Source organism: Enterobacter sp. 186315 (assembly GCF_053290175.1).
The window spans coordinates 22,656-47,244 of record NZ_JBPTTK010000024.1; the positions used below are offsets into that span (position 1 = coordinate 22,656).

Annotated in this window: 25 protein-coding genes; 7 read left to right on the forward strand and 18 right to left on the reverse strand. The window is 58.4% G+C overall.

What is annotated here, in order from left to right; genetic code table 11:
- Nucleotides 1–21 precede the first annotated feature (21 nt).
- Nucleotides 22–426 (reverse strand): OsmC family protein, encoded by a 405-nt coding sequence (locus tag ACSVHP_RS19930; RefSeq protein WP_054804341.1) that lies wholly within the window; start codon nt 424–426, stop codon nt 22–24.
- Nucleotides 427–738: 312 nt separating this feature from the next.
- Between ACSVHP_RS19930 and crp the strand changes: the two genes are divergently transcribed.
- Both crp and ACSVHP_RS19940 read left to right on the forward strand, forming a co-directional pair.
- A complete protein-coding gene (gene crp / locus ACSVHP_RS19935; protein WP_000242758.1) occupies nt 739–1,371 on the forward strand; it encodes a cAMP-activated global transcriptional regulator CRP in 633 nt (210 codons plus the stop codon).
- Nucleotides 1,372–1,428: 57 nt separating this feature from the next.
- Complete coding sequence (locus tag ACSVHP_RS19940) at nt 1,429–3,516, forward strand: YccS/YhfK family putative transporter (protein ID WP_447552833.1); 2,088 nt, start codon at nt 1,429–1,431, stop codon at nt 3,514–3,516.
- A gap of 1 nt (nt 3,517) precedes the next feature.
- On the opposite strand, the gene argD is transcribed toward ACSVHP_RS19940, so the two are convergent.
- The 4 genes from argD to ppiA all read right to left on the reverse strand — a co-directional run bounded on the left by argD (nt 3,518) and on the right by ppiA (nt 6,682).
- Nucleotides 3,518–4,738, reverse strand: a complete 1,221-nt coding sequence (gene argD / locus ACSVHP_RS19945; protein WP_447552802.1) for a bifunctional acetylornithine/succinyldiaminopimelate transaminase — start codon at nt 4,736–4,738, stop codon at nt 3,518–3,520.
- A gap of 86 nt (nt 4,739–4,824) precedes the next feature.
- Nucleotides 4,825–5,388 (reverse strand): aminodeoxychorismate synthase component 2, encoded by a 564-nt coding sequence (gene pabA / locus ACSVHP_RS19950; RefSeq protein WP_447552803.1) that lies wholly within the window; start codon nt 5,386–5,388, stop codon nt 4,825–4,827.
- A gap of 31 nt (nt 5,389–5,419) precedes the next feature.
- Nucleotides 5,420–6,004: a putative adenosine monophosphate-protein transferase Fic gene (locus ACSVHP_RS19955; RefSeq protein WP_447552804.1), complete on the reverse strand. Its 585-nt coding sequence runs from the start codon at nt 6,002–6,004 to the stop codon at nt 5,420–5,422.
- 105 nt (nt 6,005–6,109) lie between these two features.
- Nucleotides 6,110–6,682: a peptidylprolyl isomerase A gene (gene ppiA, locus ACSVHP_RS19960; RefSeq protein WP_234671606.1), complete on the reverse strand. Its 573-nt coding sequence runs from the start codon at nt 6,680–6,682 to the stop codon at nt 6,110–6,112.
- A gap of 279 nt (nt 6,683–6,961) precedes the next feature.
- Here ppiA and tsgA point away from each other — a divergent pair, with 279 nt between their 5' ends.
- The gene (gene tsgA, locus ACSVHP_RS19965; protein WP_447552805.1) at nt 6,962–8,146 is read left to right on the forward strand and encodes an MFS transporter TsgA; all 1,185 of its coding nucleotides are present in this window, start codon (nt 6,962–6,964) and stop codon (nt 8,144–8,146) included.
- A gap of 18 nt (nt 8,147–8,164) precedes the next feature.
- Here the strand turns inward: tsgA and ACSVHP_RS19970 are convergent, their stop codons facing one another.
- A complete protein-coding gene (locus tag ACSVHP_RS19970) occupies nt 8,165–9,466 on the reverse strand; it encodes a cytosine deaminase (RefSeq protein ID WP_417314415.1) in 1,302 nt (433 codons plus the stop codon).
- A gap of 239 nt (nt 9,467–9,705) precedes the next feature.
- On the opposite strand from ACSVHP_RS19970, the gene nirB reads away from it, so the two are divergent.
- The 4 genes from nirB (at nt 9,706) to ACSVHP_RS19990 (ending at nt 14,399) form a co-directional block, all read left to right on the forward strand.
- Nucleotides 9,706–12,249, forward strand: coding sequence for a nitrite reductase large subunit NirB (gene nirB, locus ACSVHP_RS19975; RefSeq protein WP_447552806.1), 2,544 nt, complete (start codon nt 9,706–9,708; stop codon nt 12,247–12,249).
- The gene (gene nirD, locus ACSVHP_RS19980; protein ID WP_447552807.1) at nt 12,246–12,572 is read left to right on the forward strand and encodes a nitrite reductase small subunit NirD; all 327 of its coding nucleotides are present in this window, start codon (nt 12,246–12,248) and stop codon (nt 12,570–12,572) included. Before nirB ends, nirD begins: the two co-directional genes overlap by 4 nt.
- 135 nt (nt 12,573–12,707) lie before the next feature.
- On the forward strand, nt 12,708–14,081 hold the full coding sequence (gene cysG / locus ACSVHP_RS19985; RefSeq protein WP_234671617.1) for a siroheme synthase CysG: 1,374 nt from the start codon (nt 12,708–12,710) through the stop codon (nt 14,079–14,081).
- Nucleotides 14,082–14,228: 147 nt separating this feature from the next.
- The gene (locus tag ACSVHP_RS19990; protein WP_234671627.1) at nt 14,229–14,399 is read left to right on the forward strand and encodes a YhfL family protein; all 171 of its coding nucleotides are present in this window, start codon (nt 14,229–14,231) and stop codon (nt 14,397–14,399) included.
- A 137-nt stretch (nt 14,400–14,536) separates the two neighbouring features.
- Here ACSVHP_RS19990 and trpS read toward each other — a convergent pair whose 3' ends face one another.
- The 12 genes from trpS to ACSVHP_RS20050 form a co-directional block, all read right to left on the reverse strand.
- On the reverse strand, nt 14,537–15,541 hold the full coding sequence (trpS, locus tag ACSVHP_RS19995) for a tryptophan--tRNA ligase (RefSeq protein WP_447552808.1): 1,005 nt from the start codon (nt 15,539–15,541) through the stop codon (nt 14,537–14,539).
- On the reverse strand, nt 15,534–16,295 hold the full coding sequence (gph, locus tag ACSVHP_RS20000; RefSeq protein ID WP_234671631.1) for a phosphoglycolate phosphatase: 762 nt from the start codon (nt 16,293–16,295) through the stop codon (nt 15,534–15,536). Before gph ends, trpS begins: the two co-directional genes overlap by 8 nt.
- Complete coding sequence (gene rpe, locus ACSVHP_RS20005) at nt 16,288–16,965, reverse strand: ribulose-phosphate 3-epimerase (RefSeq protein WP_234671633.1); 678 nt, start codon at nt 16,963–16,965, stop codon at nt 16,288–16,290. Before rpe ends, gph begins: the two co-directional genes overlap by 8 nt.
- Before the next feature lie 41 nt (nt 16,966–17,006).
- Nucleotides 17,007–17,819, reverse strand: coding sequence for an adenine-specific DNA-methyltransferase (dam, locus tag ACSVHP_RS20010; RefSeq protein WP_234671635.1), 813 nt, complete (start codon nt 17,817–17,819; stop codon nt 17,007–17,009).
- 67 nt (nt 17,820–17,886) lie between these two features.
- Nucleotides 17,887–19,200, reverse strand: a complete 1,314-nt coding sequence (damX, locus tag ACSVHP_RS20015) for a cell division protein DamX (protein WP_447552809.1) — start codon at nt 19,198–19,200, stop codon at nt 17,887–17,889.
- A gap of 92 nt (nt 19,201–19,292) precedes the next feature.
- Nucleotides 19,293–20,381 (reverse strand): 3-dehydroquinate synthase, encoded by a 1,089-nt coding sequence (aroB, locus tag ACSVHP_RS20020; protein ID WP_234671639.1) that lies wholly within the window; start codon nt 20,379–20,381, stop codon nt 19,293–19,295.
- Nucleotides 20,382–20,438: 57 nt separating this feature from the next.
- On the reverse strand, nt 20,439–20,960 hold the full coding sequence (aroK, locus tag ACSVHP_RS20025) for a shikimate kinase AroK (protein WP_010436374.1): 522 nt from the start codon (nt 20,958–20,960) through the stop codon (nt 20,439–20,441).
- 286 nt (nt 20,961–21,246) lie between these two features.
- The gene (gene hofQ, locus ACSVHP_RS20030) at nt 21,247–22,485 is read right to left on the reverse strand and encodes a DNA uptake porin HofQ (protein WP_447552810.1); all 1,239 of its coding nucleotides are present in this window, start codon (nt 22,483–22,485) and stop codon (nt 21,247–21,249) included.
- Nucleotides 22,397–22,789, reverse strand: coding sequence for a HofP DNA utilization family protein (locus ACSVHP_RS20035; RefSeq protein WP_447552811.1), 393 nt, complete (start codon nt 22,787–22,789; stop codon nt 22,397–22,399). Before ACSVHP_RS20035 ends, hofQ begins: the two co-directional genes overlap by 89 nt.
- Entirely contained in the window at nt 22,779–23,240 is a 462-nt protein-coding gene (locus ACSVHP_RS20040) for a HofO family protein (protein ID WP_447552812.1), read from the reverse strand. Before ACSVHP_RS20040 ends, ACSVHP_RS20035 begins: the two co-directional genes overlap by 11 nt.
- A gap of 3 nt (nt 23,241–23,243) precedes the next feature.
- Nucleotides 23,244–23,741: a PilN domain-containing protein gene (locus ACSVHP_RS20045; RefSeq protein ID WP_447552813.1), complete on the reverse strand. Its 498-nt coding sequence runs from the start codon at nt 23,739–23,741 to the stop codon at nt 23,244–23,246.
- Nucleotides 23,738–24,517: a DNA utilization protein HofM gene (locus ACSVHP_RS20050; RefSeq protein WP_447552814.1), complete on the reverse strand. Its 780-nt coding sequence runs from the start codon at nt 24,515–24,517 to the stop codon at nt 23,738–23,740. Before ACSVHP_RS20050 ends, ACSVHP_RS20045 begins: the two co-directional genes overlap by 4 nt.
- Nucleotides 24,518–24,589 lie beyond the last annotated feature (72 nt).

Sequence of the window (24,589 nt, forward strand, 5' to 3'; positions counted from 1 at the left end):
ACGCGCACGATGCCCAATTTGTTACGCTTCGATCACCTCAAACGAATGCGTAATTTTTACCGCTTTCTCCAGCATTAACGCCACAGAGCAGTATTTCTCCGCAGAAAGGTCAACCGCGCGCGATACCGCCGCGTCCTTGAGCGCTTTTCCGGTCACGATAAAATGCAGATTAATGTGGGTGAAATAGCGTGGAGCCTCTTCGCGACGTTCTGAAGTAAGCTTTACCTCGCAATCGGTGACGTCATGACGCCCTTTTTGCAAAATCGACACCACGTCAATCGCGCTGCAACCGCCCGCCGCCATCAGCACCATCTCCATTGGGCTTGGGGCTTTATCGCCGGAGTTGCCGTCCATCAAAATCTGGTGTCCGGAAGCGGATTCGCCCAGGAACGTTAAACCTTCAACCCATTTCACACGCGCTTGCATATTCATTAACTCCAACGTTGCATTTTTGGTGACAGATTACGCGTGCGTTACATTTCTCGCAACGGAAGGCGACATGCATCATGCTGAAGCGAGACACCAGGAGACACGCGGCAAAAGCTATGCTAAAACACTCGGGATGCTACAGTAATACATTGACGTTACACATGTATGCAGAGGACATCAAACTTTACTGGCTGCGATAATGTTACGACAGCCGACTTCCCAGGGTATGGGTAAGAATTCGATTGCAACCCCAGAGTCTGGATGCATCTTATGACTCTGGTGACAGCTTATAACAGAGGATAACAGCGCATGGTGCTTGGCAAACCGCAAACAGACCCGACACTTGAATGGTTCTTGTCTCATTGCCATATTCATAAGTATCCATCAAAGAGCACGCTGATTCACCAGGGTGAAAAAGCGGAAACGTTGTATTACATCGTTAAAGGCTCGGTGGCAGTGCTGATCAAAGATGAGGAAGGCAAAGAAATGATCCTTTCTTATCTGAACCAGGGCGATTTCATCGGTGAACTGGGCCTGTTTGAAGAAGGCCAGGAACGTAGCGCCTGGGTTCGTGCGAAAACCGCGTGTGAAGTGGCTGAAATCTCCTACAAGAAATTCCGTCAGCTGATTCAGGTTAACCCTGACATCCTGATGCGTCTCTCTTCCCAGATGGCGCGCCGTCTGCAAGTGACCTCCGAGAAAGTGGGTAACCTCGCCTTCCTGGACGTGACAGGCCGTATCGCACAGACGCTGCTGAACCTGGCGAAACAGCCAGACGCCATGACCCACCCTGACGGTATGCAAATTAAAATCACGCGTCAGGAAATTGGTCAGATCGTCGGCTGTTCTCGTGAAACGGTTGGCCGTATCCTGAAAATGCTCGAAGACCAGAACCTGATTTCCGCCCACGGTAAAACTATCGTGGTTTACGGGACCCGTTAATTCCGGTCAAACGGCGTGGCATCGCGAGGTGCCACGCCGTTTTTGTCTCTATTCCCCATGTGGCGCAGGCTGATCTATCACCCGGAAGTTAACTATGCACTGCGACAAACGCTGGTGTTATGTCTTCCCGTGGCCGTGGGGCTGATGCTCGGCCATCTGCAACAAGGTCTGCTGTTCTCCCTCGTTCCCGCCTGCTGCAACATTGCCGGTCTGGACACGCCGCACAAACGCTTTTTCAAACGCCTGATTATTGGCGGCTGCCTGTTTGCAGGCTGTAGCCTCGCCGTGCAGCTGCTGCTGGCCCGCGATATCCCGCTCCCGCTGATCTTAACCGTGCTGGCGATGACGCTCGGCGTGACGGCAGAAATTAGCTCGCTGCACGCCCGGCTGCTGCCCGCCTCGCTGATTGCCGCCATCTTCACCCTGAGCCTCGCCGGGAACATGCCGATATGGGAGCCGCTGCTGATCTACGCGCTCGGCACGCTGTGGTACGGGCTGTTTAACTGGTTCTGGTTCTGGCTGTGGCGCGAACAGCCGCTGCGCGAATCCCTGAGCCTGCTGTACGTTCAGCTTGCGGACTATTGCGAGGCGAAATATACCCTGCTCACCCAGCACGCCGATCCGGAAAAGTCGCTGCCGCCGCTGCTCACCCGCCAGCAGAAGGTGGTGGATCTCATCAGCCAGTGTTATCAGCAGCTGCATATGCTCGCCGCCAATAAAAACCAGGACTACAAGCGCCTGCTGCGCATTTTCCAGGTGGGGCTCGATCTCCAGGAGCATATCTCCGTCAGCCTTCACCATCCGCAGGAGGTGCAAAAGCTGGTGGAGCGCAGCCACGCCGAAGCGGTGATCCGCTGGAACGCCCAGACCGTTTCCGCACGCCTGCGCACGCTGGCGGACGACATTCTTTATCACCGCTACCCCACGCGTTTTAACATGGACAAACAGCTTGGCGCGCTGGAGAAAATTGCCCGTCAGCACGCGGATAACCCGGTCGGGCAGTTCGCCGCGTGGCACTTCAGCCGCATTGCGCGCGTGCTGCGCACCCAGCGTCCGCTCTATCCGCGCGATCTGATGGCCGACAAGCAAAAACGTCTGCCGCTGCTGCCCGCGCTGAAAAGCTATCTGTCCCTTAAGTCCGCCGCCCTGCGCAACGCCGCGCGGATAAGCGTGATGCTCAGCATCGCCAGCCTGATGGGGATGGCGCTGCACCTGCCTAAGCCCTACTGGATCTTAATGACCGTGCTGTTCGTGACCCAAAACGGCTACGGCGCCACGCGGGTGCGCATTCTGCACCGGGCGGGCGGCACCATGGCGGGGCTGATCATTGCCGGTATAACGCTGCACTTCCACGTCCCGGACGGGTACACGCTGATGGGAATGCTGGTGGTGACGGTGGTGAGCTACCTGATTATCCGCAAGAACTACGGCTGGGCGATGGTGGGCTTTACGGTGACGGCGGTGTACACCCTGCAACTGCTGACCCTCAACGGCGAGCAGTTTATTGTCGCCCGGCTGGTGGATACGCTGATTGGCTGCCTGATTGCCTTTGGCGGCATGGTCTGGCTGTGGCCGCAGTGGCAGAGCGGGCTGCTGCGCCAGAACGCCCACGACGCGCTGGAGGCAGATCAGCAGGCGATTCGTCTGATCCTGAGCGACGATCCGCAGCCCTCCCCGCTGGCGTATCAGCGCATGAAGGTGAACCAGGCGCACAACGCCCTGTTTAACTCGCTCAACCAGGCGATGCAGGAGCCGGGCTTTAACTCGCACTATCTGGCAGACATGAGGCTGTGGGTGACGCACAGCCAGTTTATCGTCGAGCACATTAACGCCATGACCACGCTGGCGCGCGAGCACACGATGCTGACGCCGGATCTGGCGCAGCGCTATTTACAGTCCTGCGAGATTGCGTTGCAGCGGTGTCAGCAGCGTCTGGAGTACGATGCGCCGGGGGAAGCGGGGGATTCGAACATTCTGGAAGCGCCGGAAACGCTGACCCACGGGCCGATGAGCACGCTGGAGCAGCATTTGCAGCGCATTCTCGGGCATCTGAGCACCATGCACACCATTTCGTCGGTGGCATGGCGACAGCGCCCGCATCACGGCGTGTGGTTAACGCGGATTTTAAAGCGAACGCCGTACTAATTTACCCGCGAACAACCCTGGCGACCGCCGCCGCAAACCGCGTTAATCCTTCTTCAATATCCTTCTCGTCCACCACCAGCGACGGCGCAAAACGCATCACGTCCGGCCCGGCGTTGAGCACCATCACCCCTTCGTGGGCGGCGGCGTGGAAGAAATCGCGCGCGCGGCCTTTGTACTGCGGCTTCAGCTCGGCGCCAATCAGCAGCCCCATCCCGCGGATCTCGCTGAACACGTCGAACTGCGCGTCAATCTGTTGCAGGTGCTTCACAAACAGCTCGCGCTTCGCATTCACGCCGTTCAGCACCTCGGGCGTGTTGATAATATCGAACGCGGCCCCGGCCACGGCGCTGGCTAACGGGTTCCCGCCGTAGGTCGAACCGTGAGAACCGACGTGGAACGCGGAGGCGATCTCCTGGGTGGTCAGCACCGCGCTGACCGGGAAGCCGCCGCCGAGGGCTTTGGCGCTGGTCAGAATATCCGGCGTCACGCCGTAGTGCATATAGGCGAACAGGTCGCCGGTGCGCCCCATCCCGCTCTGCACTTCGTCAAACACCAGCAGCGCCTGATGCTCGTCGCACAGCTCGCGCAGCCCTTTAAGGAATTCCGGCGTCGCCGCCGTCACGCCGCCCTCGCCCTGAATCGGCTCGACCACCACCGCGCAGGTGTGGTCGTCCATTACCGCTTTTACCGCGTGAAGATCGTTAAACGGCACGTGGACGATATCCGCCGGTTTAGGGCCGAAGCCGTCGGAATATTTGGGCTGGCCGCCCACGGACACGGTGAAGAACGAGCGCCCGTGGAAGGCGTTATGGAAGGCGATGATTTTGGTTTTGTACGGGCTGTAACGCGTGTTGGCGTAAAGGCGCGCCAGCTTGAAGGCAGTTTCGTTGGCTTCGGTGCCGGAGTTCATAAACAGCACGCGCTCGGCGAAGGTGGCATCGATAAGTTTACGACCCAGGCGCAGCGCCGGCTCGTTGGTGAAAACGTTGCTGGTGTGCCACAGGGTTTCGCCCTGGGTTTTCAGCGCCTCCACCAGCGCAGGATGGCAATGGCCCAGCGCCGTCACCGCAATACCGCCCGCGAAATCAACGTACTCTTTGCCCTGCTGATCCCACACGCGGCTGCCCTTCCCTTTAACCGGGATAAACTCAGCCGGTGCATAAATCGGCAGGATCACTTCATCGAAAGTCGCGCGGGTAATTGCTGATTGTTCAGTTGCCATCTCATGCCCATCCATTTCATGTCACATTGATTGTGAAAATATAATCACAAAATATGCATAAAAAATCACAGCAAGGCAATAGATATTCAGCGATTGAGGAAATTCGCCAGCAGCGCGTGCCCCTGTTCGCTGAGGATGCTTTCCGGGTGGAACTGCACCCCTTCAAGATCCCATTCGCGATGGCGGATGCCCATGATCTCCCGCGTGTCGCTCCAGGCGGTGACCTCAAAACAGTCGGGCAGGGTCGGCGGGTCGATCACCAGCGAGTGGTAGCGCGTGACGGTCAGCGGATTATTCAGCCCGCTGAAGACGCCCATGCCGCTATGGGTCACGGGGGAGGTTTTGCCGTGCATCACCTGGGCGGCGCGCACGATGGTCGCCCCGAACGCCTGAGCAATCGCCTGGTGCCCCAGGCAGACGCCGAGGATCGGCAGCGTTCCGGCGTAGTGGCGGATAACGTCCAGCGAAATGCCGGACTCGGACGGCGTACACGGCCCCGGCGAAATCACGATTTTTTGCGGAGCCAGCGCCGCGATCTCGTCGAGGGTGATGTCATCGTTACGGCGGACAACCACCTCCGCTCCCAGCTCGCAAAAATACTGGTACAGGTTCCAGGTGAAGGAATCGTAGTTATCAATCAGCAGGATCATGGCGGCTCCAGGACAAAAAGGCCGCCCTATTCTACTCAGTTTCGCGCGCTTCGCTTACCACTTTGCTAAAGATGTCCGTCAGGGCGGTGAGATCCCCCGTCGCCCCGCTGCGGTTGGCCTCGGCCCAGGCGGCTGGGTCGATATCGTTCCAGCGCAGTAGATAACCGGCGTGGATCGCCAGCTGCTCGAAGAATACGCGCTGGGCGATGCCGTTACCGCTTATGAAGGGATGCAGCATATTGATTTCGCAGTAGTAATGGCTAATCCGCTCGATAAATTCCGCTTTCTCAAGACCTGCCAGATAGCGCTCGCTCTCCAGCTCCGCCATGATTTCATTGCCCACTTTTTCGATGTACTCGAAGTGGCAGAACGGAATGTCGCCTTTAGAAATATCGTCCGTGCGAAACTCACCCGCCTCTTTCATCTGATTGCGATAAAGATGGCGGTGAAGCTTGCTCAGATGCGGCAAACCGGGCGCCGATGGCCCAAGCTCCAGCGTGTCGATCTCGGGGTCAGAAGGACCTCGCCCTTTTTCAAGAAGACAGCTGGCCTCGAAATTCGCCTCTCGCTGCTGCTCCCAAAGACGCGTTTTTTGCCTGTCGGTCAGTTTTTTCACGTAATGCCTCCCTGAAATATCCGTTTGCCACAAGTATAAGCGGCAAAACGCGCTTTCGCAGGGAGGGTGCAACAGCGCGGGCAGAAGATACCCGCGCGGGGGGAGTTACGGCAGGACTTTCGCGGAGAGGATCACAACCGGTTTTGACGGCACGTTCTGGTACGGGCCGACGTCGTGGGTTGGGACCTGAGAAATCTTGTCAGCCACGTCCATGCCTTTCACAATTTTACCGAACACCGCATAGCCGAAGTCGCGCTGGCCGTGGTCGAGGAAGGCGTTGTCCGCTACGTTCAGGAAGAACTGGCTGGTCGCGCTGTCTTTATCCGCAGTGCGCGCCATTGAGATGGTGCCACGGGTGTTCAGCAGGCCGTTGTCCGCTTCGTTTTTGATTGGCGGGTTAGGCTGTTTCTGCTGCATCTGCTCGGTGAAGCCGCCGCCCTGCACCATGAACCCTGGGATCACGCGGTGGAAGGTGGTGTTGTTATAGAAGCCGCTGTTCACGTAGTCGAGGAAGTTTTTCACAGAAACGGGAGCTTTCTGGCTATTCAGTTCCAGCTCAATATTCCCGGCGGAGGTGGTCAGCAGAACGTGAGGATCGCCTTTTGCTGCCAGCGCAGCAGGAGTGACGGCAGAAAGAGCAAACACAGCTGCGACAGCCGCCAGCGTTGATTTGAGCATGAGAATTCCTTAACAAAGCGCAGTAAAGAAGAGCGAGTGGCTTGATTCTAAAGAGCAGTATGGACCGAGGCCAGCCTTTTACCTAATTTTACGAAATTGAAACAGTTGTAACGACGCAAACGATTGGTTTTAGCCCCGCTTTATGTGATTTAGATCACACTAAACTCTGCAAATTGACGCGAAATTTTCCGAAAACGTTTAAATAGATCACGTACAAGTCTAAAATCTGCCCGCTCGAACGCAGTCAATGCGTTTTACTTTACTTTGAACAGGCCAGACATGACTAACAGCAACCGCATTAAGCTCACATGGATCAGCTTTTTCTCCTACGCCCTGACCGGCGCGTTGGTGATCGTCACCGGGATGGTGATGGGAAATATCGCAGACTACTTCCAGCTGCCCGTTTCCAGCATGAGTAACACCTTTACCTTCCTCAACGCCGGTATTCTGATCTCCATTTTCCTTAACGCCTGGCTGATGGAAATCGTCCCGCTGAAAACCCAGCTGCGCTTTGGCTTTGTGCTGATGGTCGCCGCCGTGGCGGGCCTGATGCTGAGCCACAGCATCGCCCTGTTCTCTGCCGCCATGTTCGTGCTCGGTCTGGTGAGCGGGATCACCATGTCGATCGGTACGTTCCTGATCACCCACATGTATGAAGGCCGCCAGCGCGGCGCGCGTCTGCTGTTCACCGACTCCTTCTTCAGCATGGCCGGGATGATCTTCCCGATGGTCGCCGCCGCGCTGCTGGCGCGCAGCATCGAGTGGTACTGGGTTTATGCCTGCATCGGTCTGGTGTACGTGGCAATCTTCATTCTGACCTTCGGCTGTGAGTTCCCGGTGCTGGGCAAAAAGGCGCAGACCGTTGCGGAGCCTGTGACGAAGGAAAAATGGGGGATCGGCGTACTGTTCCTCTCTATCGCGGCGCTGTGCTACATCCTCGGTCAGCTGGGCTTTATCTCCTGGGTGCCGGAATACGCGAAAGGTCTGGGTATGAGCCTGAACGACGCGGGCCAGCTGGTGAGCGATTTCTGGATGTCGTACATGTTCGGCATGTGGGCGTTTAGCTTTATTCTGCGTTTCTTCGACCTTCAGCGCATTCTGACCGTGCTGGCGGGTCTGGCGACGGTATTGATGTACCTGTTTATCAACGGTTCGCCGGAGCATATGCCGTGGTTCATTCTGACCCTGGGCTTCTTCTCCAGCGCGATCTACACCTCAATCATCACCCTGGGTTCGCTGCAAACCAAAGTGGCGTCACCGAAGCTGGTGAACTTCGTCCTGACCTGCGGCACCATCGGCACCATGCTGACCTTCGTGGTGACCGGCCCGATCGTAGCGCACAGCGGCCCGCTGGCGGCGCTGCACACCGCTAACGGCCTGTACGCCGTGGTGTTCATCATGTGCTTCGTTCTGGGCTTCGTGACCCGCCACCGCCAGCACAACGTGGCGGCGACCTCTCACTAATCCCCACGCCCCTTTGCGCTATGCAGAGGGGCTGTTTCTGGCAAAGCTAATCTCTTCTCCTCCGCTGTCCATCTGGATCCACGTCTGCGCCAGCTGCGTGGTCGCAATAATCCGCCCCTGACGAATCGACCAGCGCACCGGCACCTGGCAGCGCACCGCTTCAAATCCGCTCTCCGCAGGCAGAATAATCAGGTTCGCCGGGTTGCCCTGCTCAATGCCGTAATCGCTCAGGCCAAAGGTGCGGGCGCTGTTGTGGGTGATCAGGTTTAGCCCGCTGTCGATTTGCGGATAGCCCATCATCTGGCAGACGTGCAGCCCCATATGCAGCACCTGAAGCATGTTTCCGGTGCCGAGCGGATACCACGGGTCGAAGACGTCATCGTGCCCGAAGCAGACGTTAATGCCCGCCTCCTGCAACTCCTTGACCCGCGTAATGCCCCTGCGCTTCGGATAGTCGTCAAAGCGCCCCTGAAGGTGGATATTCACCAGCGGGTTGGCGACAAAGTTAATGCCGGACATCTTCAGCAGGCGGAACAGGCGCGAGGTGTAGGCGCCGTTGTAAGAGTGCATCGCGGTAGTGTGGCTGGCGGTCACGCGCGGGCCGATCCCCGCCTCATAGGCCAGCGTGGCGACCGTTTCGACAAAGCGCGACTGTTCGTCGTCGATCTCATCGCAGTGGATATCCAGCGGACGGTCGTACTTCTTCGCCAGCTCAAAGGCGATGTGCAGCGACTGCACGCCGTATTCGCGGGTGAATTCGAAATGCGGGATCGCACCGACCACGTCCGCGCCCAGCTTGAGCGCCTCTTCCAGCAGGGCCGCGCCGTTCGGATAAGAGAGAATCCCCTCCTGCGGGAAGGCGACGATTTGCAGCGTCACCCAGGGCGCGACCTCCTGTTTGACTTCAAGCATCGCTTTTAGCGCGGTGAGCGTCGGGTCGGAAACGTCCACGTGCGTGCGCACAAACTGAATGCCGTTGGCGATCTGCCACTTCAGCGTCTTCCAGGCGCGGGCCTTGACGTCTTCATGACTGAGCAGCGCCTTGCGCTCCGCCCAGCGTTCAATGCCCTCAAACAGCGTCCCGGACTGGTTCCAGCTCGGCTCCCCGGCGGTCTGGGTGGTATCGAGGTGAATATGCGGCTCGATGAACGGCGGGATCGCCAGGCCGCCGCGGCCGTTTAAGACTTCATAGCTTTCAGCGTGGCCGTCATTCATCGGCGTGATGTCGCCAAAGCGGCCATTTTCAATCGCGATTTGCCATAGCCCTTCGCGACCCGGTAAGCGGACATTCTGAACGAGCCAAAGTGGTGCTGTAGACATATCTTCCCCCGAAAAACGCGGCTGCACTTTAGGAGTACGCGTTTTTAAAAAATAGCCATCTAATTTGTACACAAAATCGACGGCGACGAAAAGCGAGTGATTTCCAGAACTTATAAAAATCCTGACAAATCAGTCATATACCACCTAAGGAGTAGGCGAAGGCGTATTTGATTTGCATCAATAACCCCCCGTGCTGAATCGTTAAGGTAGGCAGTAATAGAAAAGAAATCGAGGCAAAAATGAGCAAAATCAGACTCGCCATTATCGGTAACGGCATGGTCGGCCACCGCTTTATTGAGGACCTTCTCGATAAAGCCGACGCTGCCCGGTTCGATATTACCGTGTTCTGTGAAGAACCCCGCAGGGCGTACGACCGTGTCCACCTCTCCTCCTACTTCTCCCACCACACCGCCGAAGAGCTTTCTCTGGTGCGCGAAGGGTTCTACGAGAAGCACGGCGTCAACGTGCTGGTGGGCGAACGCGCCATCACCATCAACCGCCAGGAAAAGGTGATCCACTCCAGCGCCGGACGCACGGTTTTTTACGACAAGCTGATTATGGCGACGGGCTCTTATCCGTGGATCCCGCCGATCAAGGGCTCTGAAACTCAGGATTGCTTCGTCTATCGTACCATCGAAGATCTCAAAGCGATCGAAAACTGCGCGCGTCGCAGCAAGCGCGGCGCGGTGGTTGGCGGCGGCCTGCTGGGTCTTGAAGCCGCAGGCGCGCTGAAAAACCTCGGCGTGGAAACCCACGTTATCGAATTTGCCCCGATGCTGATGGCAGAGCAGCTTGACCACATGGGTGGCGACCAGCTGCGCCGTAAAATCGAAAGCATGGGCGTGAAGGTTCACACCAGCAAAAACACCAAAGAGATCGTCCAGGAAGGCACCGAAGCGCGCAAAACCATGCGTTTTGCCGACGGCAGCGAGCTGGAGGTCGACTTTATCGTCTTCTCCACCGGTATTCGCCCGCGCGACAAGCTGGCCAACCAGTGCGGTCTGGCCGTGGCCCAGCGCGGCGGCATCATGATTAACGACGCCTGCCAGACCTCCGACCCGGATATCTACGCTATCGGCGAATGCGCCAGCTGGAACAACCGCGTCTACGGTCTGGTCGCCCCTGGCTACAAAATGGCGCAGGTCGCCGTTGACCATATCCTCGGCAGCGAAAACGTCTTCACCGGCGCGGACATGAGCGCCAAGCTGAAGCTGCTGGGCGTGGACGTGGGCGGTATCGGTGATGCGCACGGCCGCACCCCGAACGCCCGAAGCTATGTCTATCTCGACGAGAGCAAAGAGGTCTATAAACGCCTGATCGTCAGCCAGGACAACAAAACCCTGCTCGGCGCGGTGCTAGTCGGCGATACCAGCGACTACGGCAACCTGCTCCAGCTGGTGCTGAACGCCATCGAACTGCCGGAAAACCCGGACGCGCTGATCCTCCCGGCGCACGCCTCCAGCGGCAAGCCGTCCATCGGCGTGGATAAACTGCCGGACAGCGCCCAGATTTGCTCCTGCTTCGACGTCACTAAAGGAATGCTGATCTCCGCCATCAACAAGGGCTGTCACACCGTGGCGGCGCTGAAGGCGGAAACCAAAGCCGGGACCGGCTGCGGCGGCTGTATCCCGCTGGTCACGCAGGTGCTGAACGCCGAGCTGGCGAAACAGGGCATCGAAGTGAACAACAACCTGTGCGAGCACTTCTCCTACTCTCGCCAGGAGCTTTACCACCTGATCCGCGTGGAAGGGATCAAATCCTTCGACGAGCTGCTGGAAAAACACGGCCAGGGCTACGGCTGTGAAGTGTGTAAACCGACCGTCGGCTCCCTGCTGGCCTCCTGCTGGAACGAGTACGTGCTCAAGCCGGAACACACGCCGTTGCAGGACACCAACGACAACTTCCTGGCGAACATCCAGAAAGACGGCACCTACTCCGTCATTCCACGCTCCGCCGGCGGCGAAATCACCCCGGAAGGGCTGGTTGCCGTGGGCCGTATCGCCCGTGAATTTAATCTGTACACCAAAATCACCGGCTCCCAGCGCATCGGCCTGTTCGGCGCGCAGAAAGACGACCTGCCGGAAATCTGGCGTCAGCTGATTGAGGCGGGCTTCGAAACCGGCCACGCGTATGCCAAAGCGCTGCGTATGGCGAAAACCTGCGTGGGCAGCACCTGGTGCCGCTACGGCGTGGGCGACAGCGTGGGCTTCGGCGTGGAGCTGGAAAACCGCTACAAAGGCATCCGTACCCCGCACAAAATGAAGTTTGGCGTGTCCGGCTGTACCCGCGAATGTGCGGAAGCGCAGGGGAAAGACGTGGGCATCATCGCCACCGAAAAAGGCTGGAACCTGTACGTGTGCGGTAACGGCGGGATGAAACCACGCCACGCCGACCTGCTGGCCGCCGACCTCGATCGCGATACGCTGATTCAGTATCTTGACCGCTTCATGATGTTCTACATCCGTACCGCCGACAAGCTGACCCGTACCGCCTCTTGGCTGGACAATCTGGAAGGCGGCATCGACTACCTGAAGTCGGTCATCATCGACGACAAGCTGGGCCTGAACGCCCATCTGGAAGAAGAGATGGCCCGCCTGCGCGACGCGGTGATTTGTGAGTGGACCGAAACCGTGAACACTCCGGCGGCGCAAACCCGCTTCAGACACTTTATCAACAGCGACCAGCGCGACCCGAACGTGCAGGTTGTGCCTGAGCGCGAGCAGCATCGTCCGGCAACGCCGTATGAACGTATTCCGGTGACTCTGGTGGAGGAAAACGCATGAGCCAGTGGGTGAATATCTGCAACATTAACGACATCCTGCCCGCCACCGGCGTCTGTGCGCTGCTGGGCAACGAGCAGGTCGCGATTTTCCGTCCTCGCCACGACGAACAGGTTTTTGCCATCAGCAATATTGACCCGTTCTTTGAGGCCAGCGTGCTGTCGCGTGGGCTGATTGCGGAACATCAGGGCGAGCTATGGGTGGCCAGCCCATTGAAAAAGCAGCGTTTTAGCTTAACCGACGGGCGCTGCCTGGAAGACGCCAGCGTGTCCGTGAAGCACTACGACGCCCGCGTGAAGGACGGCCAGGTGCAGCTGAGAGGCTAGCCCCCGCCTTATCAATATGAAAGGCTTATGACCCCTTATGGGTAACGGCAGGAAAAACCGTATGTTCTGTACATTTCCTGCTGTTATCCTGACGTCAATTCTTCTCCCCCGCCATGAATGCTGTGAGGTAAAGCCGTGGATCACCTGCCGATTTTCTGTCAATTACGCCATCGCGACTGCCTGCTCGTAGGCGGCGGCGACGTGGCTGAACGTAAAGCGCGTCTGCTGTTAGAGGCTGGCGCGCGGCTCACGGTAAACGCCCTCGCCTTCGCCCCGCAGTTTGAGGTCTGGGCGCAGGAAGGCATGTTGACCCTGGCGAAGGGCGAATTTAACGAAGCGCTGCTGGATACCTGCTGGCTGACCATCGCCGCCACCGACGATGACGCCGTGAACCAGCGCGTCAGCGACGCCTGCGAAGCGCGCCGCATCTTCTGTAACGTGGTGGACGCGCCGAAAGAGGCCAGCTTTATCATGCCGTCGATTATCGACCGTTCCCCGCTGATGGTGGCGGTGTCCTCCGGCGGCCGCTCCCCGGTGCTGGCGCGCCTGCTGCGTGAAAAGCTGGAGGCGATCCTGCCCCAGCACCTCGGCCAGGTGGCAAGCTACGCCGGGCAGCTGCGCGCGCGGGTGAAGCAAACCTTCGCCACCGTGGGGGAACGTCGTCGCTTCTGGGAAAAATTCTTCGTGAACGACAGGCTGGCGCAGTCGCTGGCGAATCAGGATCGCCGCGCCGTCGAAGAAACCACCGAACAGCTGCTGGCTGAACCGCTGGAGCATCGCGGCGAGGTGGTGCTGGTGGGTGCCGGGCCGGGCGACGCGGGGTTACTGACGCTTAAAGGGCTTCAGCAGATCCAGCAGGCGGATATCGTGGTGTATGACCGTCTGGTGTCCGATGACATCATGAACCTGGTGCGCCGCGACGCGGATCGCGTCTTCGTGGGCAAACGCGCGGGCTACCACTGCGTGCCGCAGGAGGAGATCAACCAGATCCTGCTGCGCGAAGCGCAAAAAGGGAAACGCGTGGTGCGCCTTAAGGGCGGCGATCCCTTTATCTTTGGCCGCGGCGGCGAGGAGCTGGAAACCCTGTGCAACGCGGGCATTCCGTTCTCCGTAGTGCCGGGCATTACCGCCGCGTCCGGCTGTTCAGCCTACGCCGGTATTCCTCTTACTCATCGCGATTACGCCCAGAGCGTACGTCTGGTCACAGGCCATCTGAAAACCGGTCGCGAACTGGACTGGCACAATCTGGCCGCGGAAAAGCAGACCCTGGTGTTTTATATGGGGCTGAATCAGGCGGCGACCATTCAGGCCAAGCTGCTGGAGCACGGCATGGAAGAAACCATGCCGGTGGCGCTGGTGGAAAACGGCACCGCCGTGACGCAGCGCGTGGTGGACGGCGTGCTGACGGAGCTTGGCGAGCTGGCGCAGCAGGTTGAAAGCCCGGCGCTGATTATCGTCGGCCGCGTGGTTGAACTGCGTGAAAAGCTGAACTGGTTCTCCCATCACTAACGCACACTATCCCTTCCCGGAGTAGTCCTTAACCGGACTACTCCCCCGCACCACTCGCCGATAACATACCGCTCGCAAAAATGGAGCTTTTCCATTTATTCCCTCGTGTTTCACCGTAAATGTCGAATTTCATTACAAGGAATGAGTATGTTCAAACTGGCAAAAGCCGCCGTTCTGGTCGGCGTATTAACCACCCTGACTGCCTGCACCGGTCGCGTAGAGAACACCAAAAACAACTGTAGCTACGACTACCTGCTGCACCCGGCGATCTCTATTTCCAAGATCATCGGTGGCTGCGGCCCGGCGGCTCAGCAGTAAGCGATTTTCAGGCGTAAAAAAACCGGGGATTTCCCGGTTTTTTTGTATCGGTTTTTTGTCGGGTGGCGGCTGCGCCTTACCCGACCTACACGATCCCGTAGGCCGGGTAAGCGTTAGCGCCACCCGGCAAAGCAGGGTTAAGGTTTACCTACAAACCCAATCGCTTCGTACACCGCTTTCAGCGTTTCAGACGCGCGTGCGCTGGCTTTATCCGCGCCGTCTTTCATCACTTTTTGCAGGAAGGCTTCGTCGTTACGGAAGCGGTTATAACGCTCCTGCAAGTCGGTCAGCATGCCGGAAACGGCTTCCGCCACTTCCCCTTTCAGGTGACCATACATCTTGCCTTCGAAGTGCTGCTCCAGCTCAGGAATGGTACGGCCCGTTACGCCAGAGAGAATGTCCAGCAGGTTAGACACGCCCGCTTTGTTCTGCACGTCGTAGCGCACCACCGGCGGCTCGTCGGAGTCCGTCACCGCGCGCTTGAGCTTTTTCACCACCGATTTTGGATCTTCCAGCAGGCCGATCACGTTGTTGCGGTTATCGTCTGACTTGGACATCTTCTTGGTAGGCTCCAGCAGCGACATGACGCGCGCGCCGGATTTCGGAATGAACGGCTCAGGCACTTTGAACACGTCGCCGTAAATCGCGTTGAAGCGCTGGGCGATATCGCGGCTCAGCTCCAGGTGCTGCTTCTGGTCTTCACCCACGGGAACCTGGTTGGTCTGATACAGCAGGATGTCCGCCGCCATCAGCACCGGATAGTCAAACAGACCGGCGTTGATGTTTTCAGAGTAGCGCGCGGATTTATCCTTGAACTGGGTCATACGGCTCAGCTCGCCGAAATAGGTGTAGCAGTTCAGCGCCCAGCCAAGCTGTGCGTGTTCCGGCACGTGAGACTGCACGAAGATGGTGCTCTTTTCCGGGTCGATGCCGCAGGCCAGATAGAGCGCCAGCGTATCCAGCGTGGCCTTGCGCAGCTTCTCAGGATCCTGACGTGCGGTGATGGCATGAAGATCCACGATGCAGTAGATGCAATGGTAGTCATCCTGCATGTTGACCCACTGACGCAGCGCACCCATGTAGTTACCAATGGTCAGTTCACCTGAAGGCTGTGCGCCACTAAAAACGATGGGCTTAGTCATTTTTCAATTCCTGATTTTCACTGTGCGAAAGCCCGAGGACGGGCAAAATATCGTTGAAGCGATCGAACACGACGTCCGGCTCACTGACCGTAATGGCTTCACCGTAGTTGTAGCCATAGGTTAATCCCACGCTAGGACAGCCTGCCGCTTTGGCGGCCAGAATATCATTGCGGGAATCACCGACAAAGAGCAGCTCCGCAGGCGTTAAGGATAATTTTCCTGCCACCAGCAGTAGCGGTTCCGGATGCGGCTTTTTATTCTGCACGTCATCGCCGCCGACAATCACCGAGAAGAATTTAGCGATACCGAGCGCGTCCAGCAGCGGCGCCACAAACGGCGTCGGCTTGTTGGTCACCAGCCCCAGCGGAATGCCTTTGGCATGCAGCGCGCTCAGTGTGTCGGCAACCTCCGGAAACAGGAAGCTGCCCTCTTCTACGGTCTCTGCGTAGTAACGGTCAAACAGCTTACGCAGAATACGCAGCTGCTCGTCCTGCGGGATATCCGCGTGATCCACGCTCGGCTTGCCCTGCGCGGAACGCTGCACCGCACGCTCCTGGCGCGCCCAGGTCAGCGCGCGCTCCATCAGCACATCCGCACCGTTACCGATCCACGTGACGACGCGCTCTTCGCCCGCCACCGGGAGTTCAAGAGCGTACAGCGCCCGATCGACCGCGCTGCTTAAGCCCGGCGCGCTGTCCACCAGCGTGCCGTCAAGGTCGAATGCGACGCCCCGAATTGCCTGAAATTTATCCATGACTTACCTTTGCCAGTTCACTGCGCATTTCATCAATCACTTTCTTGTAATCCGGCTGGTCGAAGATAGCCGAGCCGGCGACAAACATGTCTGCACCCGCCGCCGCAATCTCACCAATGTTGCTCACCTTCACGCCGCCATCCACCTCCAGACGAATGTCGTAGCCCGACTCGTCGATACGGCGGCGAACTTCACGCAGTTTATCGAGCGTGTGCGGAATGAACGACTGGCCGCCAAAGCCCGGGTTTACGGACATCAGCAGGATCACGTCGAGCTTGTCCATCACGTAATCGAGGTAGCTCAGCGGCGTGGCCGGGTTGAACACCAGACCCGCTTTACAGCCGTGCTCTTTGATGAGCTGTAAGGTGCGATCCACATGCTCGGAGGCTTCAGGATGGAAGGTAATGATGCTGGCACCCGCCGCGGCAAAATCCGGCACGATGCGATCGACGGGTTTCACCATCAGGTGCACGTCGATCGGGGCGGTAATGCCGTAGTTGCGCAGCGCTTTGAGCACCATCGGGCCGATGGTCAGATTGGGAACGTAGTGGTTATCCATAACGTCGAAATGGACGACATCCGCACCCGCGGCCAGCGCGTTCGCGGTGTCTTCACCCAGGCGGGCAAAATCGGCCGACAGAATTGAGGGGGCAATCAAAAACTGTTTCATCCGCATCTCCTTGAAATGTGTTTACCGGCGGGCAAAACGGCTCAGGGTCGATAAAGAGCCAGAAGTTCGTCCACCTTTTTACGTGTGCCGCCGTTGCTGCTGATGCTGCGCCGTACTTTGACCTGGAAATGCTCCGCGGCCTTGTACCATTCGCGCGTGTCCGGCGTATCGTGATTCGAAATTAACACTGGAATTCTTTTGCTGACCAGCTTTTCCGCCATTTCCGCCAGCCGTGCCTGCTCGGCAGGGCTGAAGCTGTTGGTGTGATAGGCGGTAAAGTTCGCCGTCGCAGACAGCGGCGCGTAGGGCGGGTCACAGTAGACCACCGAGCTGGCGTCTGCTTTGTCCATACACTCTTCATAGGAGAGGCAAAGGAACTCGGCGTTCTGCGCTTTCTCTGCAAAATGGTACAGCTCGGCCTGCGGGAAATACGGGCGCTTGTAGCGGCCAAAAGGCACGTTGAACTCGCCGCGCAGGTTATACCGACACAGGCCATTGTAGCCATGACGGTTGAGATAGAGGAACAGCAGCGCGCGACGGAACGGATCCTGGCTCTGGTTGAACTCGGTGCGCAGTCGGTAGTAAACGTCCGGATCGTTGTGCTCTGGCGTAAACAGCTTGCGCGCCTCGTCGACATACTCGTCGGTACGCAGCTTTACGATGGTGTAGAGGCTAATAAGATCGCTGTTGATATCCGCAAGGATATAACGAGAAAAATCGGTATTCAGGAATACCGATCCAGCGCCTACGAAAGGCTCGATAAGACACTCGCCCTTTGGCAGGTGCTTTTTAATATCATCGAGCAGGGGGTATTTCCCCCCTGCCCATTTAAGGAAAGCGCGATTTTTTTTCATGCTGACTAACTGATTACACCTTCTCCGGCTGTGGAGAAAGCTCCGACAGCATCCTGCGCTTTAAACATTACTTCAGGTCGGCCTGAACCTGATGAATCGGCTTCGCCCACGGGTTTTTCGCCTGAACATCCGCTGGCAGCGCCGCTACGGCACGCTTCGCTTCGTCTTTAGAGGCATACACACCGCTGACCAGCACATACCACGGCTGCCCGTTACGGGTCGTCTGATAGACCACGTAGTTTTTCAGGTTCGACTTCTTCGCCCAACCGTTGAGGTTGTCGTAGTTAGACGAGCTGCTGAGTTGCAGGGTGTAGTTGCTGGATGGCGCAGATTTCAGAGAACCGACGTTACCCGCCGATTTACCTGACGCCGCACCGGATGCCGCTGCGGTTGCAGCAGGCGCTGAGGTTGTCGCCGCAGGTGCCGTTGTGGTCGGAGCCGCAGTGGTCGCCGTTGCTTTCGGTGCTGCCGTCGCGGCTGGCGCTTTCACAGGCTCTTTCGCTGCTGCGGTTTCAGTGCGTTTCGGCTGCGTGACCGGTTTTGATTCTGGCGCTTTCACTACCGCTTGCGGTTTGGTTTCACGCTTCGGCTCAATCACGGCCTGCTTACGCTCCTGCTTAGGCGCAGCCTGCGTATTGTGCGGCTTCGTTTCCGTCGCAGCAGTTTGCTGCTGCGCGTTGCCGCCACGAATCGGCGCCACGGTTGCAGGTTCGGTTGGCAGCGTAGAGCTCGCGACGGCAGTGTTGACCTGCTCCTGGCTCTGCGGCTGGGTCAGCGCGTTATTCAGGTCACCCTGCACTTCCACACGCTGCTGGCCGTCTGGCGTCGCTGGCGTCTGACCCTGGGTCGGGGTAGAAGAGACTGGCGGCAGAGAGATATCCTGCGGCGAGTTAGGGTTACCGGCGGTCTGCTCTGCGGAGGTGGTGCCCGGCGCTGGCTGCGCACCGTTCGCCTGGTCAGCGGCATCGTTGCCGGACAGGTTAATGCTTTTCTCAGCAGACGCGGTCTGTGACGAGGAATCTGTAGACGGTGCTTTCAGCGCGGAACCGATGCCGATAATCAGCAGCAGCAGAACAAACACGCCCAGGCCCATCATGATGTACTGGCGGGAAGCCGGTTTAGCCGCCGCTTTTTTACGCTTACGCGGGCGACGCTCTACGACAGGCTCTTCGTCCATTGAATCTTCTTCGGACTCATAATCCTCTTCTCGCTCATCGCGCACGTTACGGCTGCGCGCAGGGCGACGATCGTCTGCGTCCACTTCAACCTCGTCAAAGTTGATATGCGGCTCGTTATCACGTTCTGAAGATTGACGAGAACGACCAGTGCGACGATCGCTGGGATCGGGTTTCAGCTCGTCTTCTGGTTTGAATTCATCCATTTAACACCCCACTCAAAGGCTTATGCCAACGACTTTGCATTTCACCTGAAGCTAAACGACCACGTTTAACGGTGGCCTGACCTTTCTAGTTGTTACGCCTGCTGACAATCAGCGATAGCGCCAAGAACGACATCGTGCGGAACTCCGCCGCGCACTTCACTCTTCCCTATTGCAAGCGGGAGTACGAGTCGCATCTCACCTGCCAATACTTTCTTATCACGCATCATGTGGGGTAAATACGCGTGTGCAGACATTTCCTGCGGCCCGGTCACCGGCAAGCCAGCGCGCTCAAGCAGCGTGATAATGCGCTGGGTCTCTTCCGGGGTGAACTGGCCAAGACGTTCAGATGTACGCGCAGCCATCACCATACCGGCGGCAACCGCTTCGCCGTGAAGCCAGTTGCCATAACCCATTTCGGCTTCAATGGCGTGACCAAACGTATGCCCCAGATTCAGTAAAGCACGTAAGCCGGTTTCACGCTCGTCTGCGGCAACCACTTCTGCCTTCAGTTCACAACAACGGCGAATGCAGTACGCCAGCGCAGGCTCGTCAAGACGCAGCAACGCATCGATATTCTCTTCCAGCCACTGGAAGAATTCACCGTCGAGAATGATGCCGTATTTGATGACTTCTGCAAGACCAGAAGCCAGCTCGCGTTTTGGCAAGGTTTTCAGACAGTCGAGATCCACCACCACCGAAGCGGGCTGGTAGAACGCGCCAATCATGTTTTTGCCAAGCGGATGGTTGACGGCAGTTTTGCCACCAACAGAGGAGTCGACCTGCGACAACAGCGTGGTCGGGATCTGAATAAAGCGAACGCCACGCTGGTAACTCGCGGCCGCAAAACCCGTCAGATCGCCGACAACACCGCCGCCGAGGGCAAGCAGCGTCGTATCGCGACCATGAGGTTTTTGCAGTAATGCGGTAAAGACGGTATCGAGCACCGCCAGGCTTTTATACTGCTCGCCATCGGGAAGAATCACACTGTCAACTTTCACGCCCGCCTGTTCAAGCAGGTGGCGAACGCGATCGAGGTAAAGCGGAGCCAATGTCTCGTTGGTGACCAGCATCGCCTGATCACCCGCTTTCAGTGGTAAGAAGGAAGCTGGGTCGTTAAACAAACCAGCCGCGATGGTGATAGGGTAACTACGATCCCCGAGAGTAACGGTAATCCTCTCCATGACGCGACATCCACCTTTATTACTTTTACCCGCAGGCGAGTGTATTTTAAGCCAGAATCAGTTGCTTTCCAGCATATGAATAATCTGGTTTGCAACCACTTTAGCGCTCTGATCGTCGGTACGAATGGTCACATCAGCAATCTCTTCGTACAGAGGATTGCGTTCACCGGCCAGGGCTTCCAGAACCTCGCGCGGAGGCGTTTCAACCTGCAATAACGGGCGTTTTTTATCACGCTGCGTACGGGCAAGCTGTTTTTCGATGGTCGTTTCGAGATAGACCACCACGCCACGGGCGGAAAGACGGTTGCGGGTTTCGCGAGATTTTACGGAGCCGCCGCCTGTCGCCAGAACGATGCCCTGTTTTTCCGTGAGTTCGTTGATCACTTTTTCTTCTCGGTCACGGAAACCTTCTTCGCCTTCTACGTCGAAGACCCAGCCCACATCAGCTCCGGTTCGTTTCTCAATCTCTTGATCAGAATCGTAAAATTCCATATTGAGTTGTTGAGCTAACTGACGCCCAATAGTGCTTTTGCCGGCACCCATAGGCCCAACCAGAAAGATATTGCGTTTCTCTGCCATTTTTTCGGTACTACTAAGACTATTCGTTAATGGTAATCCCCGCTTCGCAGACACCCGGCGTAGCAGGACATGAACTGAAACCTCATATGCAATTGAGCGAGAGTCAGACTAAAAATTATCTCAATACTCCGGCTTGTTTGGCAACTGATTAAATCACCGCGCCAGGTGCATAGGGCAATAACACGCAAGTCCAACTCAAATCGGTACTCCTTGTATGCTAATTCATGTCCCACGTCAAACATCTGCAACAAACTGAATGCAAAATCATTGCGGGGATCGTTACCCATTATTGAACGCTGACCAGACGCGGCGTGATAAACACCACCAGCTCGCGCTTTTCATTATCTTTTCCGTTATGGCGAAAAAGTTGCCCGAGCCAGGGGATTTTTCCAAGCCCCGGCACGCTGTCGCTCCCGGTTTTGTTTTTCTGCGAGAAAATACCGCCCAGCGCCAGCGTTTCCCCACTCTTTACCTCAACCTGCGTCTGTATCTCCTGCTTATCTATCGCCAGCGTTTCGCCGTCGGCCTGCTTTAATACCTGCCCCGGCATGTTTTCGCTGATGTGTAACTTCAGCCGCACGCGCCCGCCCGGTAACACCACGGGCGTCACCTCCATGCCGAGCACCGCCTCTTTAAATTCCACAGACGTAGAACCGCTTTCGCCGCTGGAGACCTGATACGGAATTTCGCTCCCCTGCTTGATGCTGGCGGGCTGCATGTGCGAGGCGAGCAGGCGCGGGCTGGCAATGATCTCCACCTGCTGTTTTTGCTCCAGCGCCGACAGCTCCAGATCGAGCAGCCTGCCGTTGATCCGCCCGATGTTAAAACCGACATGCGTCGTCGCCTGTAGCGCCGACAGCCCGGCGCTCAGGGTGCTCGCCTGCCCCACGCTGCCGCCCTGCGCTGCCCCGGCGAGATTCCACTTCACACCCAGCTCGCGCAGGCTTTTCTCGGTGATGGTGACGATATGCGCCGCCAGCTCGACCTGCTCAACGGGGATATCCATCTGCGTCGCCCAGTGCTGTAGGGCATCAAGCACCGCCTTGTTATCCCGCGCCAGCAGGCGATTGGTGCGCTTATCCACCGACAAACTGCCTTTTGGACTGAGAAGCTTCTCGGCCGCCTTTTGCAGTTCACCGGCATCCGCCCACGAGAGCGCAATACTTCGCGATATCAACGGCGCCTCCAGCCGCCGCTTCTCCTGCTCCTGCGCTTTACGCGTCTGCTGCTCACGCTGCCACGCCGCCGTGTGGACGTAAAAAATCCCGCGATCCTCGTGCACCACCAGCCCGGCGCTGGCGATCACCGTTTGAAGCGCCTGCCGCCAGGGGACGCGGGTAAGATTGAGCGAGAGCGAGCCTTTGACGTCCGGCGACACCACCAGATTGCGCCCCTCCTGCGAGGCAAGCGTCTGGAGCACCTGAACCACGGGCACGTCATCCACCACCAGCGTGACCGGCTTTGGCGCGGCGCCCCGGGCCAGGCTGCTGAGCAGGATCAGTAAAAGCGTCATCCCTGTTTTCATTCTTCGTTCCTTGTCGTTGCCATCGCCACTGCGTCGGCTCACAGGCCTTATCCAGCGTGACGATCAGTTCCTTTTCATTCACAGACACCACCTGCCAGCCTGTCGGCAGGGCATCTCCCGCTTTCACGCGATGCCAGCGCTTTTGCCCGTCCAGCAAAAGACCGACCTGGTTAATCGTGCCCTGATACCGCCACTGCGCCAGTTGCCTGCTCGCGCAGCGGTCTTCCGGCGGCTGAAAGGGATCGCGCATCCCGGTCAGCATCAATACGGAGCACAGGATCAAACGGCGCAAATTACCGTGCATGGGGCAGCTCCAGCTGAAGATTCAACCGCAGCCGCGCGCCGTGCGGGTGGATGTCAAACTCCCCCACGACGGCCTCCCGCTGTGCCAGCCGGGCAAAAACCACCGGGATCTGCGCCCAGTCCGCCTCCAGCGTCAGCGCGCCACCGCCCCCGGCGGGCTTCCAGTGAACCAGCCGCGTGCCGCTGCCCTGAAAATCCAGCGGTGAAAAAGGCGCTTTTATCTGCGGCGCGTCTGGCGTTACGACCGGAGGAAAGCGTCTGACCGCAGACCAGAGCGAAGAAGTCGCCTGCATTGCCTCAGCGCGCCGTGCTTCGAGCGCGACGTGCTGCCTCTGCACCGGCTTGACCAGCAGCCCCCAGCCAGCCAGCGCCATAATGCCCGCCAGCAGACCCGCAATGAGCGCACGCGTTCTGGCACGACTCGCGCACCAGCGTTCAACGAGAATATTCACCGTCTACCCCTGACTCTTAAGCCTGAAAGTGAACATCCACCGGCCTTGCTCATCCTGCTGCAACTCCCCTGCCGGCCCCGGCGTAAGCCCCGTCACCTGCGAGAGCGCACCCGCCATTTCCGTCAGGGCGGGCAGCGTGGCGGCGTACCCGGTGAGCGTCAGGGTGGACGCGTGATAGCGCAGCGCCGTGAGCCATGCCTGCGGCGGAAACGCCTGCGCCAGCGACACCAGCGCCGGTTGCCATAACGGCGTTGCGGGCGTTTGCGGCATCACAAGCGGCGTTTGCGGTGCCTGCTTCCGACGCGCGTCAAGCGCCTGCTGAACGGTGGCGATCGCCGTTAACTCCAGCTGTAGCGCACGCACGGCGAGCGTCTGGCTCGCGCGCAGGCCGAACGTCATCGCGAGGATCAGCACCAGCCATCCCGCCAGCAGAACGGCCCAGAAGCGTATGCACCGCGCCCGGCGCTGCGCTCGCCAGGGCAGAAGATTGACGCCGCTCATACGGGCATCTCGCTCATGGCCAGCGCCAGCGCAACGGTAAAGGCCGCGCCGCATTCCGGCAGCGGCGGCTGGCAGCGTGAAAGCAGCGCAAAGGGATCGCGGTCGTCATCGTCAAACAGGACGATATCGTCAGCAGAGAGCGCCAGCAGCGCCGCCAGCTCAGCAACATTGTCCGCTTCGCAGGTTAAGCGCCGCCCCCACTGGTGACGCATCGCCCAGAGCCACTGGTTTTTATCGCGCCAGGCAACGCACCGGGCCGGGGCGATGGACGGGAGTAAGCTCACCAGCGCGCCCGCATCCGGGGTGACGGCCACCAGCCGCAGACGCAGGGTTTCGGCGAGCGACAGCAGGGTAGCGACCTCTTTGTTTTGCGCGGCGGTGACGTGGTAAGCGTGGCTGAAGGTGTCCTGCGCGTAGTCGAAGCAGAGCGACTCCGGGGGCATCTCCAGCTCGCGCGCCAGCGCGGAGCTGACCCAACTCACCTGCTCGCTATCGCGCAGGGTCATCGCCGGGCGAGGCAGGGTCTTTTGCAGGGTGCGCGCCGCCGGGAAGGCGAGGAAAACCCGATGATGCAGCGGCAGCATCCGCCGCCAGCCGCGCAGGGCAACGACCAGCAGGTCGGGCTTAAGAATTTGCCCGTCGCGGATAATGCCTTCCGCCAGCGGAATCGACCACCAGCAGCGTAGCCCCCAGGCCAGCTTCTCTTTGGTGAGGGCGACGATCTGCACCCTATCTTGTTGAATATGAACGCCCGTATGCCAGGTTTTGAAAGCCATGAGTCACGATCTCCTTATCGACCATCGGGTTGACGGCTATATCAATGCATCAGGCTTGCCTTTATACTACCG